The organism is Maribacter antarcticus DSM 21422, from assembly GCF_000621125.1.
Classification (GTDB): domain Bacteria; phylum Bacteroidota; class Bacteroidia; order Flavobacteriales; family Flavobacteriaceae; genus Maribacter; species Maribacter antarcticus.
The window spans coordinates 496931-514267 of sequence record NZ_JHZC01000004.1 but is presented as its reverse complement, the minus strand read 5'-3'; the positions used below and the strand labels follow the sequence as shown (position 1 = coordinate 514267).

Below are 17337 nucleotides of genomic sequence, written 5' to 3'. Positions count from 1 at the left end.
ATAGAAATCTAGTTTTCATACTGAAATTTCCTTTTAATTATTCTTAACCGGACAATAGGAAAGCCTGGTTTAGATTTTAAAGGTTATACGATTGGTTTCATAGCGGTCATAGATTCCCGTAAACGAGTTCCTACGATTTCTACCGGATGCTCACGTAACGCTTTATTAATTGCTATTAACTGTGCATTATCAATATGATTATCCATTCCTTCTGAATAATTATTGCCAATGACATCTGTATCAATATGCTTCATAAAGTCAGTCAAAAGTGGCTTACATGCGTGATCAAAGAGATAACAACCATATTCAGCCGTATCTGAAATAACACGGTTCATTTCAAATAATTTCTTTCTCGCAATGGTATTTGCTATTAATGGTGTTTCATGTAATGATTCGTAATAGGCAGATTCTGCAATAATACCAGATTCTGTCATGGCCTCAAAGGCTAACTCTACACCAGCCCTTACCATAGCTACCATTAAAACTCCATTATCATAAAACTCTTGTTCTGAAATTTCCTGACTCCCAGCATGAGTTTTTTCAAAAGCAGTTTCACCTGTAGCCGCTCTCCACGTTAATAAGTTTTTATCATCCTTAGCCCAATCTTCCATCATGGTTTTAGAAAAGTGACCCGTCATGATATCGTCCATATGCTTTTGAAATAACGGACGCATAATATTTTTTAATTCTTCGGATAGTTCAAATGCCTTAATTTTTGAAGGGTTTGAAAGACGGTCCATCATATGCGTAATACCACCGTATTTCATGCCCTCCGTAATGGTTTCCCATCCATATTGAATCAATTTAGAAGCGTAACCAGCATCCATTCCTTTTTCTATCATTTTATCAAAACAAAGGATAGATCCTGTTTGTAACAAACCACAAAGAATAGTCTGCTCTCCCATTAAATCAGATTTAACCTCGGCAACAAAAGACGATTCCAATACACCAGCTTTATGCCCACCAGTACCAGCCGCATATGCTTTTGCCTGTGCTAATCCCTTACCCTCTGGATCATTTTCTGGGTGTACCGCAATTAGAGTGGGTACTCCAAAACCTCGTTTGTATTCTTCCCTAACCTCAGAACCAGGGCTCTTTGGTGCTACCATAATCACCGTCAAATCTTTACGAACCTGCGTGCCCTCTTCAACAATATTAAACCCATGAGAGTAAGATAATGTTGCACCCTTCTTCATTAAAGGTATTACAGCGGTCACTACAGCGGTATGCTGTTTATCTGGCGTAAGATTGATGACCAAATCTGCACTTGGAATCAGTTCATTATAGGTTCCGACGGTAAATCCGTTTTCAGAGGCATTTATAAACGACTGTCGTTTTTCTTTAATGGCTGCATCGCGAAGTGTATAGGAAATATCCAAACCAGAATCCCTCATGTTTAAACCTTGGTTCAAACCTTGAGCACCACAGCCAATGATGACTATTTTCTTTCCTTTTAAGGAAGTTACACCATCAGAGAATTCTGAGGACTCCATAAACCTACATTTACCTAGCTGGGTCAATTGATCTCTTAGGGATAGTGTGTTAAAATAATTTGCCATTTTGTATGCTGTTTTAATTTTTATGCCGAAATAATTCAGCTTTAGTGTTACTAATTAATTTATATGTATTACTGTTGAAATTCTTTCAATAAGGCTGATATCTGCATTTCTTCCTTTGAGACGGCTATGCGACCAGAACGTACGAACTGCATGATACCAAAGTGCTTGAATTTCTCATACATCTCATCTATTTCATTTCTTCTACCGCTTTTAGCAAGCACAAAAAAATCACGAGCCACCGTAACGATCTGGGAATTACTATCCTTAATAATATTCTGAATCTGACGTTCATCGAAAAGTAGGTCTGAGGCTATTTTAAACAAAGCAGATTCTTGATAAATAGTTTCATCATCCGTATGATAGAATGCTTTTATGACCTCTATCTGCTTTTCTATTTGACCTACAATGTTCTGTACCCATTCATCCGTAGTGTATATTACTATGGTAAATTTCGAAACATTATCAATCTCTGATTTTGACACATTTAAACTCTCTATATTAATATGTCGCTTTAAGAATATTCCAGATATTCTATTCAATAATCCAACGTTGTTTTCTGAATATACCGACATGGTAAACCATTTTTTTTCCATTCTCTAATTTTCCTAGTATCAGCCCTAACTACCTGATTATAAAACTATTTTACTGTAGTTAGGATGACATTATTCTTACTTTATTTTTACCGCAACAATCAATCCTGTTGACCAATTCATCTTAGTCAAATTAAAATCTGTTCTACGTTCCAAATAGGAAACTAATCTATCAACGCTCTTATCATGTCCTTCTGGCCAATTGGGCTGCGCTATCATATCATCTATAATATAAAATCCTCCAACGCTAATCAAATCCAGTGCTTCTTCTATTGCACTATATTTTCCTGGCAAAGCGTCTGCAAAAATTAAATCAAAGATTTTCCCTGCATAGTTCTTAATCCAGCTTGTTCCGTCTTCACAAACAATTTCTATTCTTGTATCCGTTCCAAAATACTGTTTTGCTATATCAATCAGCTCGTGGTCATTATCAACCGTAATCAAAGTGGAATTTGAATCCATCCCATCTATCATCCAAGAAAGAGACAGGCCAATACCCGTTCCTAACTCTAAAAAACGTCCCGCTGGCTTACTAGAAACCAAGGTTTTTAAGAACGTGCCTATATAGACATCCGACGGCATTGTAAACCCTATTTCTTTTGATTTACGTTCTATCTCCGGATGGATACTAGGTATATTTAGTATGTTAGCGTCTTCCATTAAATTTTTTCTTCTATCTCTTTTAAGTTGTTTAAACACCCAAATAATGATGTGACCTAAATACCAATTCGCGACTCCGCGCGAACTGACAAATCAGAGAACATAAACCCCTACCTACTGCAACCTGATTTCAGAAACCGAAGCACCTGAAGGAATCATAGGAAAGACATTGGCTTCCTTTTCTACCTTTACTTCAAGAAAGTAAGGTTCTTTTGAAGCCATCATTTTCTGTACCGTTTCCTTTAAATCTTTACGTTCACTTACCCTTTTTGCTTCTATGTGATACCCTTCCGCTATTTTTACAAAATCAGGATTCACCATCACTGTTGATGCATAGCGCTTCTCAAAGAAAAGCTCTTGCCATTGCCGCACCATGCCCAAGTGGTCATTATTCAAGACTACAATTTTCACGGGAACCTTGTGTTGAAAAATAACACCTAATTCCTGTATCGTCATTTGATAACCACCATCGCCTATAACCGCCACAACTTCACGGTCCATGGCACCCATTTTAGCACCTATGGCGGCCGGAAGGGCAAAGCCCATCGTTCCTAATCCGCCAGAAGTGATATTACTTTTAGACTGATTAAACTTAGCATACCTGCAACCTATCATCTGATGTTGTCCCACATCGGTAACGATGACCGCATTATGACCTGATGCGATATTGATTTCTTCAATCACCTCACCCATGGTCAAACCCTCTTTAGTAGGGTGAATATCGTTTTTAATGACCGTATCGAATTCGATTTGATATTTTTCCTTGAATACATTGTGCCACGCCTCATGGGAATTTGCGTGAACAAGAGGAAGTATAAGTTCTAAAGACTCTTTTGCATCTCCTAAAACGGCAACATCTGCATGTACATTCTTATGAATTTCTGCTGGATCAATTTCAAAGTGAATCACTTTGGCTTGAGTGGCATAATCCTCTAACCTGCCAGTAACTCTATCATCAAATCGCATACCAATGGCAATGAGTAGATCGCACTCGTTTGTCAACAAGTTTGGACCATAGTTCCCGTGCATGCCCACCATACCAACATTGAGTGGATGTGCGGTATCCAATGCTGAAGCGCCCATTATAGTCCATGCTGCAGGAACCCCTGCTTTTTCGACTAAGGCCTTCAGTTGTTCTTCCGCTTTCCCTAGAATAACCCCTTGCCCCCAAACGATAAATGGTTTTTTGGCCGAATTAATAAGTTTGGCAGCAGCAGCAATGGCTTCCTCACTAGGCTTAGGTGTGGGATTATAACTCCGTACACCGGTACATTTTTCATAAGAAAATTCAAATTCCTCGAACTGAGCGTTTTTTGTGATATCTACCAACACAGGGCCTGGACGACCCGATTTGGCAATATAGAAGGCTTTCGCCATAATTTCTGGAATCTCAGCGGCTGTAGTAATCTGATAGTTCCATTTGGTAACAGGTGTAGATATTCCGATAATATCGGTTTCCTGAAAGGCATCAGATCCTAATAAATGCCTTGGCACTTGCCCTGTAATACAGACCAATGGCGTAGAATCTATTTGTGCATCAGCTAAACCGGTTACCAAGTTTGTAGCTCCTGGCCCAGAAGTGGCCATGGCTACACCTACCCTACCGGATACTCGAGCATACCCTTGAGCAGCATGCGTAGCTCCTTGCTCGTGACGCACCAATATATGGGTTAATTTGTCTTGAAACTTGTACAACTCATCATAAACGGGCATAATGGCACCACCTGGGTAGCCATATAATAAATCCACACCCTCTGCCAATAAACAATGGATAATGGCTTCCGCACCAGATATTGTTATCGTCTTTTTAGTCTTCGTTGCCGTTTTTTTTTCTTTTACTATTTGCATAATTCAACTTCGATTAAAGTATTGAATGGGTCTAAAGTCCCTAATAACTTATTGACATAAAATACCGCAGCCCCACTCGGTAATGACTAATGATTAGAATTCATCTGTTACACACCCTGTTGAAGCAGACGAGACAGTTCTTGCGAATTTATATAAACTTCCCCGTGTTACTTTCAAGTCTGGTTGCTTCCAGTTTTTTCTTCTAGATGCTATTTCGGCATCCGTTAAATTTACTGAAATTTGATTTTTATCAGCATCTATTGTTATGATATCGCCGTCTTCTACAAGACCTATTAAGCCACCTTCTTGAGCCTCAGGACATACATGACCCACCACAAAACCATGGGTTCCGCCAGAGAAACGACCATCTGTGATCAAGGCAACTTCCTTTCCTAGTCCTGCACCCATAATCGCTGCGGTTGGTTTAAGCATTTCGGGCATTCCCGGACCTCCTTTGGGCCCTTCGTAACGTATAACAACTACGTTTCCTTTTTTAACCTCACCTCTTGCTATACCGTCATTGGCTAAAAATTCACCTTCATAAACTTTCGCTGGCCCTGAAAAATATGTGCCTTCTTTTCCTGTAATTTTAGCTACAGCTCCTTCTGTAGCAAGATTACCGTACAAAATTCTCAGATGTCCAGTAGCCTTAATTGGATCACTCAATGGCTTGATAACCTGTTGATGTTCAACTAGACCTGGTACTTCTGCCAAATTCTCTGCAATGGTTTTACCTGTTATGGTTAAACAATCACTATGCAACATACCATTCTCAAGCATAAACTTCATTACTGCGGGAGTTCCTCCAACGCGGTGTAAGTCTTCCATTAAGAATTTACCACTTGGTTTTAAATCTGCTAAAAATGGAGTTGTATCACTTATTTTTTGAAAATCATCCAATTTAAAGTCAACATCAGCAGCTTTTGCTATTGCTAAAAAGTGAAGTACCGCATTCGTAGAACCTCCTAATAAAGTCAACAGGCGAACCGCATTTTCCATTGATTTACGGGTAATAATATCACTTGGTTTAATATCATTTTCTAAAAGGTTTCGAATCGCTTTTCCAGAATTAATGGCATCAAACTGTTTTTCTTTACCTATTGCAGGATTAGATGAATTATAGGGCATTGACATACCTAACGCTTCAATTGCAGAAGCCATTGTATTTGCTGTATACATACCACCACAAGCACCTGCACCTGGGCAGGCGTTTTGTATCACTCCCTTATAATCTTCTTCACTCATTGTACCTGCTACTTTCTCTCCCCAAGCCTCAAAAGCAGATACTACATCTAACTTTTTGTCCTTGAAGCAACCAGAAGCAATTGTTCCCCCATATACCATAATTGATGGCCTATCTAAACGAATCATAGCCATAAGGGCTCCTGGCATATTTTTATCACAGCCAACAACAGTTACCAAGCCATCATAATTCATAGCCTGCACCACCGTTTCCATAGAATCTGCAATAATATCTCTTGATGGTAATGAATAACGCATACCGTAAGTACCCATTGAAATACCGTCACTTACTCCAATAGTATTAAAAACAAGCCCTATCAACCCACCATCATTTATACCGGTTTTTACCTCTTGCGCCAAATCATTAAGGTGCATATTGCAAGGGTTTCCTTCATATCCTGTACTACCTATTCCTATCAATGGTTTCTTCAGGTCCTCCTCCGTTAAACCGATAGCATAAAGCATTGCTTGTGCTGCTGGCTGCGTTGGGTCTTGTGTTACGTTTTTACTGTGTTTGTTCAATTCCATATTTCTATTCTTGTCTGCTTCGTTTCTCACTCTTTATCAAAGATAAAAGTTTAAATTCCCTTATAATTAAAACATGAAACACTAGTTCAAATTCAATTTTATTAAAATCAATTCAAACTACTAATAATCAGATATATAACAATTCAATTTATATCATATTCAATAAAAATCATATCCTTTAAATTTCATGTTTAAAGCATAAAAAAACGGGTGTCAATCAAATCTGACACCCGTTTTTTAAATCAATTAAAAAGCTATGTCATTCCGTATCCGAAATAATAATGACCCTATTGATTCTATTTTTATAAACTTTCATAAAACAATAGTACATAAAATTATCTAGCGAATAAAGAATAAGAACACATATTGGTTATTTTCGCATGAATAGTCCCATCTCAATAATCATGGAAAAAAAGGTAACCGAAGCCATACAATTTAGAAGATCTGTACGCATATTCAAATCTGACCTTGCACTAGACGATGAAAAAGTAAAACAATGTATTGCCAATGCGGTATTAGCACCTACGAGCAGTAACCTACAACTGTGGGAATTCTATCAAATTACCAATCCAACACTTTTAAAGAAAATGACCACCGCCTGTTTAGGTCAGAATGCGGCCAAAACCGCACAACAATTGGTTGTAATCGTGGCTAGAAAAGATTTATGGCGTAAGCGGGCGAAAGCTAACGTTGCTTTCCTGAAATTGCAATATGGAACTAAAGAAAAGGCCGAATATACCAAAAGAGAAACTTTTGCCCTGAACTATTATCAAAAACTAATACCGTCAATCTATATCGATTTTCTAGGTATTCTTGGTGCGTTGAAGTATGTTGTGTTCCAATGTATCGGATTTTTTAAACCTATATACAGACAAGTTCGTAACTCAGATATGCGGATTGTAGCACACAAAAGTGCCGGCCTAGCAGCTCAAAACTTTATGACTAGTATGGCTGCAATTGGCTATGATACCTGCCCGATGGAAGGTAGCGATACAAAAATGGTAAAGTCGATTTTAAAGCTACCAACAGGCGCAGAAATAAATATGGTAGTTGCCTGTGGCATAAGAGAAGAAACAGGAATCTACGGGCCACGATTTAGAGTGCCATTTGAGGAAGTGTATCAAAAATTGGATTAAACCAATTTAAAACAGATGGTAGCGCCTTGCCTTTTCTGGGCTAAAATGGCTATTGCCTTATCTGTTAATTGTAAAATCCTTGGGTACCCTCCTGTGGTTTGTCCGTCTTTCATCAAAATAATGAGTTTTCCAGCGGGAGTAAATTGTACGGTTCCAGGTAAAGTTGCAGAAGTGAGCATACTATGGCTATGGCCTTCTAGCATTTCATTTAGCTGATACGCCATCCTATTATTTTCCTTGGCCACTGTAAAATCCTTAGAAAACAGTACTTGTAGCTGAATTTCGGTGAGCATATCAAATTCTGGTGCTTTGTGGACCTTCAAAATAGTTTCGCCCAAAAAGGAATCTACTTTTATTTCTGAAATTTTTGGTTTGAATATTTCCTTATATTTAAAAGGGACCATATCACCATCCATCAATCTGTTGCCATAGGTTATTGGCTTAAAGAACGAAGAACTACCATACATTACCTTTGGTCTAAAACCACTTTTAATAGCTAAATAACCTCTAAAACCAGCTTCTAACTTACCATAGGACAGTATATCACCAATATCTATTTGATATACTTTATAATTTACAATGGGCAGGTTGTTAAGTGTAGCCGACATTTCCGCACCTGACAATACAATATGGGTTTCCTCCTGAAAAAATAAGGTTGGTCCTGTCATCGTAATTTCCAATACAGCATCGGTAATTTCATTTTCTAATAACGCATTGGCCTTAAAAACCGATAATTCATCCATTACACCAGAGACAGGTACTCCCTTGTTACGGTAATGAAACCTCCCCAAATCCTGAACAGAGGTATAAAACCCTGACTTTAGTATTTTAAGCATCGATTTGTATTTTTTCAGGTTGGTAAATCCCTACCTCAACCTCTATTTTATGCAAATCATATTTTGCTCGCGACACCTTATAAAACTGAATTTGGTCGCCTACCGAAACAAAGCAAGGTTCTTTCTTAGTAGCATCAAAGATAGGTACAGGACAATTTCCTACAATGTTCCATCCGCCTGGGGACTCCTGTGGATACACACCGGTCTGTTTACCGGCGATTCCTACAGCTCCCTTTTCAACCTTTAAACGTGGAGTAGCCTTACGAGATATTTCCAAAACCTCTGGCAATCCTCCTAAATACATAAATCCTGGCAAAAAACCTATCCCATAAATAGTATATACATGACTGGTATGCAATCTTATAAGCTCCGATATTTCTATTTTCAATTGAACCGATATATCATCTAAATCTATTCCAAATCCCGGGTCGTAGGATACAGGAAGGCGCCATAAATAGCGTTTATAGGGTTTTGCTTCTCCCATGCTTGCATACCAATGTTGCAACTCTTTACTAAACGAAACATAATCAATAGTCATTTTTGTATTGACCACTAAAAGAGAGTTATATGCAGAAACGTATTCCCAATTAGCACCTTCTAAACATTGAATTTTCAAAAAACTCTCAAACTGTAAAATTTTGTTTAAGATTAGTTCGCTAACCTCCACTGGCCATTCAACCAAAACTGCGTGAACTCCAAAAGGTTTTGTACGAATTTGAGGGATTTCCAATAGTATAGCGTGTTGTTTTACTTTGGTAATTGTGCTGAAAGATACGTTAATATTTGCAAAGCATTAGGGGTGTCTCCATGAATACAATAAGTATCTGCCTGCATCTCTTCCAAGGTTTCAGAAACAGTAAAAACCTTATAATCAGTAACCATACGGAGTAAATGCTCCAAGACACGTTGGGGTTCTACAATCATTGCATTCGACTTTTTTCTTGAAACAAGGCTTAGGTCCTTATTGTAGTTTCTATCGCCAAATGCCTCTCTCTTAATCTTAAAACCTTTATTGATGGCAATTTGTGTAAAAACGGATGCCGCAGGAACATAAAGAAACACTTTTGATTTATAAGGCTCTAAGGCTTCTAGAAATGCTTTTGTAAGAGCACCTCCTTTTGCAATATCATTATATAATGCTCCATGGGCTTTGATATGATGTAGTTTGATATTCTCTTGATTACAAATCAAAACCAATTTTGCTACTTGCAAGCGAATAGTTTCAATTAATTCTTTTGGACTTAAGTCCATAGAAACCCTTCCAAAATTAGCAACATCAGGATAGGAAGGATGCGCCCCTATTTTTACTTGATACTTTTTAGCTAGTAGAACCACATGCTTCATAGTAGCCTTATCACCTGCGTGTCCTCCGCAGGCTATATTACAAGAGGAGACATGAGGAAGTAGTTCGGCTTCATTTCCAATTCCTTCTCCCATGTCACAATTTATATCTATGTCCATACTCAAGTTCATGTTCTAGTATTAAATCAAAATAGATAATAGCCCGAGATTATTATCATTTCGCCAAAAAGCTTTATTAATAAGATTGCTACGTCGCTTTAGTTATGCTTCATCACGTAAAATTATATTTCGCTCATTGCAAAGACCCGTAACAGATTACCTAATTCTTTACTTTTCACAACCTATTTATTACGTACGAGAACCTTGAACATGAAACAACGGAAACCTTAAACAAGCATCAATTTTTTAGAAACTAGTCAACACCTTAAAAATACTTTTAGCACCCAAAATTATAGCTAAGGCTATAATGAGTATTCCAAGTGCATTCTGAAAATTAGTATTCTTATATGTACCCATAACAGCACTTCTATTTACGACCCACAATAAGAAAATTGCTATCACAGGAAGTAAAATACCATTCGCTATCTGCGCAAATTTGATGATTTCTATAGGCTTGATATTAAAGGACAAAAAGAAAATACCCAGACCTAAGATGAATATCCATACAGCTCTAAACCTAAAATCGGTCATACTGGCTTTCCAACCAAAACAACTATTGGCTACATAGGCAGCTGCCAATGGAGCAGTAATAGCCGAAGTAACTCCCGCTGCAAAAAGTCCCGCACCCATAAAATACCTAGCGCTTGCTCCATAAAGCGGCTCCAGAGCCTTGGCCATATCCATAACGTTGGCAACTTCCGAATTGGTGATGGCAGCTGCAGATATGATAATACAGATAGATACAAAACCGCCAAGCACAATGGCAACGACTGTATCTCTTTTAGCTGCTGGAAGTCCGTCAATGGTTTTCCATTTTTCACTGACCAAAGAGGCATGTAAAAACAAGTTATAGGGTACCACGGTAGTACCTACCAATGCAATTATGGTAAGTATACCGTCTTCTGGTACTTTGGGAATAAAGAGCCCCTCTAAGACAGCTAACAGATTTGGACCCGTGAGCAACGCGGTTAAAATAAAAGAAAAACTCATCACTAAAACCAAAGCAACAAAAACCTTTTCCAAGACCTTGTAATTACCCAGATACAGTAAGAGAAATGCTAATGAACCTATGATATAAGGATAAGCCCCACTAAATTCGTTTCCAAATAGGGCTTGCATTCCCAATACTGCGCCACCAAGATTACCGGCCTCATAGGCGGCATTACCTACTACAATGGCAGCTAGAATAATACCAACCACACAAATCCGCATCCATTTTGTCTTTAACTGTTGTTTGATAACATCGGCAAGACCTTGCTGGGTAACCACCCCTAACCTAGCCGCCATTCCCTGCAATACTATGGTAGCTACTATAGATAAAATCATAGCCCACAATAATGCGTATCCAAAACCAACACCTGCAAGCGTGCAAGCTGTTACTGTGCCTGGGCCAATGAAGGCAGCAGCGATTAGAACACCTGGTCCACTGTTTTTGAACATACCTAGTCGAGTTTTTGTAAATATAGACGCAAAATGTGAAAATAAAGAAAACGGTTAAGGTCATTTTCGCCACAATTTTAACATGTTGGCGTGCCGTTCATCTAAAAAAATGTAGTTCGTCTAAAAGTTGGGTACCATACATCGATCAATCATACTAATCCTGAAAATCTATGGTTATAGTAGTCCCCAAACCTAAATTTAACCTACTTAATGATTTGTCTAGAATGTAAAAAAGAATTAGGCTACATAGACCATAAAAATGCAATGGATAGTCTTGGTGTAGAGCTTTGTTTTGATCACCACAAACGTATGAAAGCCTTGATTGTTAAAAACGATACACCGCTAGAAGCCATCCAGCTTTACTATGGACTTAAAGAAGCCGGGGTAAAAGCAATGTTGGAATGGTGGGATGGCCACAAATCCGTTGACATCGCTATATCTCGCGTTAAGCTAAATATAGAAATAGACTCGGAGTACGATAAACTGACTGAAGAACAGGCCATCAATAACTTGGAACAAGCCATGCATTCCTTTAAAAATGGCTTCACCACAATCCGTATTCCACACATCCTTGTTAGATACTATCTCAACGAGACAGTAAAGAACATTATAGGAATTATGGAAGGTCTTAAAGCCAACATAAAGATGATCTAAATACAAACACTTATGGAACCCAATAGAAAATTACTAAAAACACCCTTACGCGTATCCCTTGTTGCTCTATTAACAGGTATGGTGATGCGTATGCTAGACTGGCCCTATGCCGCAGGTGTACTTTTTACTTCCTTTTTGGCGTTAGGAATACTATATGCGGTTCGATTTGGTAAAAAGGAGAATAAAAAACCGGTAGCCTATATTAAAATCATTTTGGTGCTTTTTTGGACTACCAACGGGTTGCTTAGAATAATGGATTTCCCATACACCCTAATCTTTCAAATAGGTACAGCAATTACATTTATAACTTGGTTCGCTATGGAAGGCACAGCTTATTTTATGGATGAAGACAGAAAAGCCAGAAACAGCTTGATAGAAATTATTTGGAATTTTGCCATGGTGATAGGTGTGCTTACCATTATAGGCGGTGGATTAATGCATTTGTTGGGATGGGAATATTCTACCACAACTTTAACGGCGGGACTTACAATAGTAACTGCCTACATCTTAAAGGATGTATTTAGCCCAACCAACGAAAAGAGTACAGACGAAAATAACAAAGAATTACAAGTATAACAATAGACCCAGAATCTTTAATTACCTACTTTTCTAGTTCTTTACAAGGTAACTTAAGTACGTACCGAAGAAGGAATTTAGAGCAAAGAGAATGGCGAAAAGCTACTGGAAATTCCAATAGCTTTTTTTGTTTATGCATAAGCAGTAAGTAGTTTTTTGAATTATCCCAACTACCACAAAATATTCACGTATTAATCTTTTCTAGATTTTCGTATCTTAAACCAAAATTGTAGAGACTATGAAAAATATAGACAGAAGACAATGGTTAAAAACTGCCGGACTTTCTAGCAGTTTTACTTTTTTAGGAGGTTTAAGCACTATGGCTATGGACATATCGATAAGCACAACTCCTTCGCTAAACACTGTTGCTAAACTAAATTCCAACGAAAACCCTTATGGCCCTTCTAAAGCAGTGCGAAAAAGGATAACCAGCGCTTTTGATACTGCCTGCAGATATCCATCTATGGTGTTCAAACCGTTATTGGAGCAAATAGCCGAAAAGGAAGGCGTTTCTACCAAGCATATCGTGGTTACAGGTGGTTCTACGGAAGGTCTAAAGGCTGTAGGTCTTACCTATGGCATGGACGGCGGGGAAATTATAGCGGCAGACCCAACATTTCAATCCATGATGACCTATGCCGAGAATTTTGGTGCTTATGTACATCGTGTTCCGGTAGATTCCAAAATGGGGCACGACCTTGAAGAAATGGAAAGAAGAATCAATTCCAAAACCAATTTGATTTTCATTTGTAACCCTAATAATCCAACAGGTACCTTATTGGATAAGAAAAAGCTCAAAGATTTTTGCATATCGGCAAGTACGAAAACCATGGTTTTTAGTGATGAAGCCTACTACGATTTTATTACGGAGCCCGATTACCCGTCTATGGTAGAACTGGTAAAGGAAAATATGAATGTTATTGTTTCCAAAACATTTTCTAAAGTCTACGGTATGGCTGGGCTACGAATTGGCTATTTAGTAGCGCGGCCCGATATTGCTAAAAGGCTACAGAAAAACATCATGGCGTTTACAAACGTCCTAGCAATAGAAGCAGCAAAAGAAGCTTTAGTAGACGATGAATTCTACAAATTCAGTATTGCTAAAAATGTAGAAGCTAAAAATGCCATTTACAACACCCTTAACGACTTAGGTCTGGAATATATAGAATCACATACCAATTTTGTTTTTTTTAAAACAGGTAGACTTATTGATGAAATGATGAGGGAAATGGAAAAAGAAAACGTCCTCATTGGAAGACCATTTCCCCCATTTTACGAATGGGCAAGAATTAGTACGGGTACTATGGAGGATATGAAACTTTTTGATAAAGGACTTAGAAAGGTCATGCGTAGTTAACCTAACTATGTTATAATAATCACTCTTGTACAAACTTTAATACAGTTATTAACCAATTATACAAATTCTAAAGTGAATAAAAGTAATTACGCTTCTACTCACTTTAGTTTACAAACCAACCACGGATGAAAAAAATTATTTACGCGCTTTTAGCTATTACGGGAGTTCTTGTCGCTATTCTATTATTCAATACCGTATCGCTAAGCTCAAAACAAGTAGCTTCGGAACCACTACAAAAGATAACTATTCCCAATGGCGTGTACAGCAATTTATCCAAAGCCATTCAATATCCAACCATCTCGTATAGTGAAGATGCAATCCCAGATTCTACGGTATTTTATGGTTTTCATCGATTTCTATCAGAAACGTTTCCATTAGTTCATGAAAAACTTACCCTTGAAAAAATAAGTGACTATAGTTTGCTCTATACCTGGAAAGGTGCTAATAAGGATAAAAAGCCTATCATCTTAATGTCACACCAAGATGTTGTGCCTGTTGATCAGCCCACCTTATCGGATTGGGAAGCTGGCCCTTTTGAAGGCAAGATTACCAATACGGATATTATCGGCAGAGGAACATTAGATGATAAGGGCACCTTAATGGCACTGCTAGAATCCGTAGAGCTATTGTTAAAGGAATCCTTTGTGCCTTCTCAAACTATTTACCTTGCTTTTGGACATGATGAGGAAGTTGGTGGTGCAAATGGTGCAGCCAAAATTGCGCAATTGTTAAAAGAAAGAGGGGTTAAAGCATCAATGACTTTGGATGAAGGCGGCTTTTTGGCGGATGGTTTAGTCCCTGGAATAGATAAAACCGTAGCAATTGTCAACTTAGCTGAAAAGGGATTTGCCTCTTTTAGATTGATTGTTGAAACCCAAGGCGGACACAGTTCGGCCCCGCCAAAAGAAAATACAATTGGTATGCTTGCACAGGCCATTGTAGACCTTGAAGCTAATCAATTACCCTATACCCTTGTTGAACCCATAAATTATCAACTAGACTACATGGGTGCGGAACTGCCATTTCTAAAAAAAGTCGCTTTTGCAAATCCTTGGTTATTCAAAAAACCAATTCTTGAAGCATTAAACGCACATACCACAACAGCGGCTACTATAATTGACGGTGGTGTAAAGAATAATGTAATCCCTACGGTAGCAGAGGCAACCATAAATTTTAGAATTTTACCTGGTGAAACTATTGCATCCGTAAAAGAGCATATAAAAAAAACGATAAGCACTAAAATTAAAGTAGAACCTGTTGGGTTTCTCACCAACCCTTCCCCCGTTTCAAGAATTGATTCAGAAGCCTATAAATCCTTAGAAAAAACGATTCGCTCGGTATTCCCAGAATCTGTAGTGGTACCTGGACTTGTTGGTGGTGGCACGGATGCCCGTTATTTCTATGAGGTCTCAGATGATGTATATCGTTTTTATCCCATCCGGCTTGCACCAGACTCCATGACTCGTTTTCACGGTATTGATGAAAAAATAGGGAAGGAAAATTACAAAGAGATTATTGAGTTTACATACCAGTTAATCAAACAACTTAATTAAAATATCAATAAATATTCGTGTTGGTATGGCTAAAAGTGAATGAAATTTATACACCCTAGTACCATTGAAATTACTTACCCCTAATCAAAAATTTTTCGTGTATTGCTTGCAAAATATATTAAGTATTTCACTTAGATTCACCTTCAAGTTCTATACTGGTGGACATTATTTTTAAGATTAGGTTTTCATAAAACTACCATAGTATGAATATACCACTTCCTACGAGGTCCTTAATTAGGAAAGCATAAGCGTATCAATATAAATCATTAACTTGTAGGTATATATAAAGCATGCTTATCATATTTAAACTACTCCACAAACTAAGGCGGCTGAGTCTGTTTTAAAAACATAATGCAAAAGAATGTATTATATTTTCCCTAATTAAGATTGTTTAAGTCCTATGTCAGAGATACGTCAACTTGCTGCTATAATGTTCACCGATATTGTAGGTTATAGCAGTTTAATGGGGAAAGATTTCCAAAAAACCATGGAGTTGGTTCGCATAAGCAAGGAAATTCAAAAACCATTAGTTCAAAAACATAATGGACAATGGATTAAGGAGATGGGTGATGGTGTGCTAACCACCTTCTCTAGTGCGGTAGATGCCGTGAATTGCGCCATAGAGATACAAAAAGTCGCAAGAAGAGATTTTGATGGAGCTTTTAAAATTGGTATTCATTCGGGCGATATAATTATTGAGCAAGGTGATGTCTATGGAGAGGGGGTTAACATTGCTTCGCGTATTGAATCTGTGGGTGTTGGCAATTCTATTTTAATTAGTTCTGATGTTTATTTTCAGATAAAAAACTATCCCGAAATAAAAACGGTTAACATTGGTGATTTCAATTTTAAAAATATTGAAAGAGAGCTTACATTATATGCCATATCAAATAAAAAATTATCCATTCCCTTACCTACAGATATGCAAGGAAAAGGAAAGATTAGAACTTCCTCTTCCATACTGACAAACAAAAATATTAAATTTCTGTTGATAACCCTTTTTGTACTGCTCTGCTCCGGAATACTTTATTGGGCATCTTTACATTGGCCTTCAAATACAGTAGAGGAACCGCCAAGAGGTTTAATTTTTGCTACAAAAGTAGAAGCCAACGGACAGGCAATTGACCCAAGTAATACTTTTTCAGAAAATATTACTGATTTATATGCAGTCTTCCGTACCAATATGACGCCACCTGGGATGAAGGTAAATGTGGAAAACCCAAAAGAAGGTGCTTATTATACCTATTTACAGATTAACGATAAGGCATCCTTATCCTCTTTCGGTTGGCGCTGGTATAAGGATGGGATAGTTGTAAATAATCACAATATGGAAGTAGGGGCAGGTAAAAATTTTTGGTTACAACGTTGGAATTACGATGATGAAAAAGGAATTTTTGGTGAAGACCTTGGCTCAGGAACCTATACCATTGTTATTCTAATAGATGGTAATCCCGCCATGAGTGCAGACCTGATTATAACTCCTGTAGCAAAAGAATTGTTACCTACAGAAATGGATAGTATTGTTAAGGAATAATTAACCCTGAATATATACTGATTCTGCTACCGTACGCACTAAAATCAATTGAATTTGGCATTTCAATTGTACTATTTATTTTTTTTCGAAGTTAAAACAATAGGAACCCTTAGCTTTTCCAAAGATGTTGCATCCTAGGCAGTGCTTTTCACCTCTGTTTCATCTTCTAGAGCATCTAATTCAAAATTAGAGCACCCTGATAAGCATAAAATTGATATTATAACTAGGTATGGTATTTGGGTTACTTTCATATTATATTCCTTTTAAGCAAAATGTAAAACAAGATTATTCTTGTTCATTTTATTTACAATTAGTTATTTGACAGATAATGATTGTTTAACCACAGCAAGAATAACATGCGTT

Annotated in this window: 15 protein-coding genes; 6 read left to right on the top strand and 9 right to left on the bottom strand. The window is 37.6% G+C overall.

Translation table 11 applies throughout. The features are described 5' to 3' along the window. Window positions 1-83: 83 nt before the first annotated feature. The 5 genes from ilvC to ilvD all read right to left on the bottom strand — a co-directional run bounded on the left by ilvC (window position 84) and on the right by ilvD (window position 6427). On the bottom strand, window positions 84-1559 hold the full coding sequence (ilvC, locus tag Q360_RS0102260) for a ketol-acid reductoisomerase (RefSeq protein ID WP_027075643.1): 1476 nt from the start codon (window positions 1557-1559) through the stop codon (window positions 84-86). A 68-nt stretch (window positions 1560-1627) separates the two neighbouring features. Continuing rightward, window positions 1628-2152, bottom strand: coding sequence for an acetolactate synthase small subunit (gene ilvN, locus Q360_RS0102255; RefSeq protein WP_027075642.1), 525 nt, complete (start codon window positions 2150-2152; stop codon window positions 1628-1630). A 75-nt stretch (window positions 2153-2227) separates the two neighbouring features. Beyond that, the gene (locus Q360_RS0102250; RefSeq protein WP_027075641.1) at window positions 2228-2809 is read right to left on the bottom strand and encodes an O-methyltransferase; all 582 of its coding nucleotides are present in this window, start codon (window positions 2807-2809) and stop codon (window positions 2228-2230) included. 114 nt (window positions 2810-2923) lie between these two features. After that, on the bottom strand, window positions 2924-4657 hold the full coding sequence (gene ilvB / locus Q360_RS0102245) for a biosynthetic-type acetolactate synthase large subunit (protein WP_027075640.1): 1734 nt from the start codon (window positions 4655-4657) through the stop codon (window positions 2924-2926). A gap of 93 nt (window positions 4658-4750) precedes the next feature. Beyond that, complete coding sequence (ilvD, locus tag Q360_RS0102240; protein WP_027075639.1) at window positions 4751-6427, bottom strand: dihydroxy-acid dehydratase; 1677 nt, start codon at window positions 6425-6427, stop codon at window positions 4751-4753. A 404-nt stretch (window positions 6428-6831) separates the two neighbouring features. Here ilvD and Q360_RS0102235 point away from each other — a divergent pair, with 404 nt between their 5' ends. Further along, on the top strand, window positions 6832-7563 hold the full coding sequence (locus tag Q360_RS0102235; RefSeq protein WP_027075638.1) for a nitroreductase family protein: 732 nt from the start codon (window positions 6832-6834) through the stop codon (window positions 7561-7563). Here Q360_RS0102235 and Q360_RS0102230 read toward each other — a convergent pair. The 4 genes from Q360_RS0102230 to Q360_RS0102215 form a co-directional block, all read right to left on the bottom strand. Beyond that, window positions 7560-8399: a 5-oxoprolinase subunit C family protein gene (locus tag Q360_RS0102230; RefSeq protein ID WP_027075637.1), complete on the bottom strand. Its 840-nt coding sequence runs from the start codon at window positions 8397-8399 to the stop codon at window positions 7560-7562. The two genes, Q360_RS0102235 and Q360_RS0102230, sit on opposite strands and share 4 nt — an antisense overlap. Next, window positions 8392-9129: a 5-oxoprolinase subunit PxpB gene (gene pxpB / locus Q360_RS0102225; protein WP_027075636.1), complete on the bottom strand. Its 738-nt coding sequence runs from the start codon at window positions 9127-9129 to the stop codon at window positions 8392-8394. The genes Q360_RS0102230 and pxpB overlap by 8 nt, the downstream gene beginning before the upstream one ends. Before the next feature lie 17 nt (window positions 9130-9146). Then, complete coding sequence (gene pxpA, locus Q360_RS0102220) at window positions 9147-9860, bottom strand: 5-oxoprolinase subunit PxpA (RefSeq protein WP_027075635.1); 714 nt, start codon at window positions 9858-9860, stop codon at window positions 9147-9149. 246 nt (window positions 9861-10106) lie between these two features. Continuing rightward, complete coding sequence (locus Q360_RS0102215; protein WP_027075634.1) at window positions 10107-11300, bottom strand: Nramp family divalent metal transporter; 1194 nt, start codon at window positions 11298-11300, stop codon at window positions 10107-10109. 210 nt (window positions 11301-11510) lie between these two features. On the opposite strand from Q360_RS0102215, the gene Q360_RS0102210 reads away from it, so the two are divergent. From Q360_RS0102210 to Q360_RS0102190, 5 genes are all read left to right on the top strand, one after another. Continuing rightward, a complete protein-coding gene (locus Q360_RS0102210) occupies window positions 11511-11954 on the top strand; it encodes a hypothetical protein (protein WP_027075633.1) in 444 nt (147 codons plus the stop codon). Window positions 11955-11966: 12 nt separating this feature from the next. Continuing rightward, a complete protein-coding gene (locus Q360_RS0102205) occupies window positions 11967-12530 on the top strand; it encodes a hypothetical protein (RefSeq protein ID WP_027075632.1) in 564 nt (187 codons plus the stop codon). Window positions 12531-12768: 238 nt separating this feature from the next. Continuing rightward, window positions 12769-13887, top strand: coding sequence for a pyridoxal phosphate-dependent aminotransferase (locus tag Q360_RS0102200; RefSeq protein WP_027075631.1), 1119 nt, complete (start codon window positions 12769-12771; stop codon window positions 13885-13887). A gap of 125 nt (window positions 13888-14012) precedes the next feature. Continuing rightward, window positions 14013-15440 (top strand): M20 family peptidase, encoded by a 1428-nt coding sequence (locus tag Q360_RS0102195; RefSeq protein WP_027075630.1) that lies wholly within the window; start codon window positions 14013-14015, stop codon window positions 15438-15440. A 400-nt stretch (window positions 15441-15840) separates the two neighbouring features. After that, the gene (locus Q360_RS0102190) at window positions 15841-16974 is read left to right on the top strand and encodes an adenylate/guanylate cyclase domain-containing protein (protein WP_027075629.1); all 1134 of its coding nucleotides are present in this window, start codon (window positions 15841-15843) and stop codon (window positions 16972-16974) included. The last annotated feature ends 363 nt before the right edge of the window (window positions 16975-17337 follow it).

Bases quoted from the DNA above. Each gene is read 5' to 3' on its own strand.
- Q360_RS0102200 (WP_027075631.1), top strand. From the start codon at position 12,769: ATGAAAAATATAGACAGAAGACAATGGTTAAAAACTGCCGGACTTTCT.
- Q360_RS0102250 (WP_027075641.1), bottom strand. From the start codon at position 2,809: ATGGAAGACGCTAACATACTAAATATACCTAGTATCCATCCGGAGATA.
- Q360_RS0102190 (WP_027075629.1), top strand. From the start codon at position 15,841: ATGTCAGAGATACGTCAACTTGCTGCTATAATGTTCACCGATATTGTA.
- Q360_RS0102235 (WP_027075638.1), top strand. From the start codon at position 6,832: ATGGAAAAAAAGGTAACCGAAGCCATACAATTTAGAAGATCTGTACGC.
- ilvB (WP_027075640.1), bottom strand. From the start codon at position 4,657: ATGCAAATAGTAAAAGAAAAAAAAACGGCAACGAAGACTAAAAAGACG.
- ilvC (WP_027075643.1), bottom strand. From the start codon at position 1,559: ATGGCAAATTATTTTAACACACTATCCCTAAGAGATCAATTGACCCAG.
- Q360_RS0102215 (WP_027075634.1), bottom strand. From the start codon at position 11,300: ATGTTCAAAAACAGTGGACCAGGTGTTCTAATCGCTGCTGCCTTCATT.
- ilvD (WP_027075639.1), bottom strand. From the start codon at position 6,427: ATGGAATTGAACAAACACAGTAAAAACGTAACACAAGACCCAACGCAG.
- ilvN (WP_027075642.1), bottom strand. From the start codon at position 2,152: ATGGAAAAAAAATGGTTTACCATGTCGGTATATTCAGAAAACAACGTT.
- pxpA (WP_027075635.1), bottom strand. From the start codon at position 9,860: ATGGACATAGATATAAATTGTGACATGGGAGAAGGAATTGGAAATGAA.
- Q360_RS0102210 (WP_027075633.1), top strand. From the start codon at position 11,511: ATGATTTGTCTAGAATGTAAAAAAGAATTAGGCTACATAGACCATAAA.
- Q360_RS0102195 (WP_027075630.1), top strand. From the start codon at position 14,013: ATGAAAAAAATTATTTACGCGCTTTTAGCTATTACGGGAGTTCTTGTC.
- Q360_RS0102205 (WP_027075632.1), top strand. From the start codon at position 11,967: ATGGAACCCAATAGAAAATTACTAAAAACACCCTTACGCGTATCCCTT.
- Q360_RS0102230 (WP_027075637.1), bottom strand. From the start codon at position 8,399: ATGCTTAAAATACTAAAGTCAGGGTTTTATACCTCTGTTCAGGATTTG.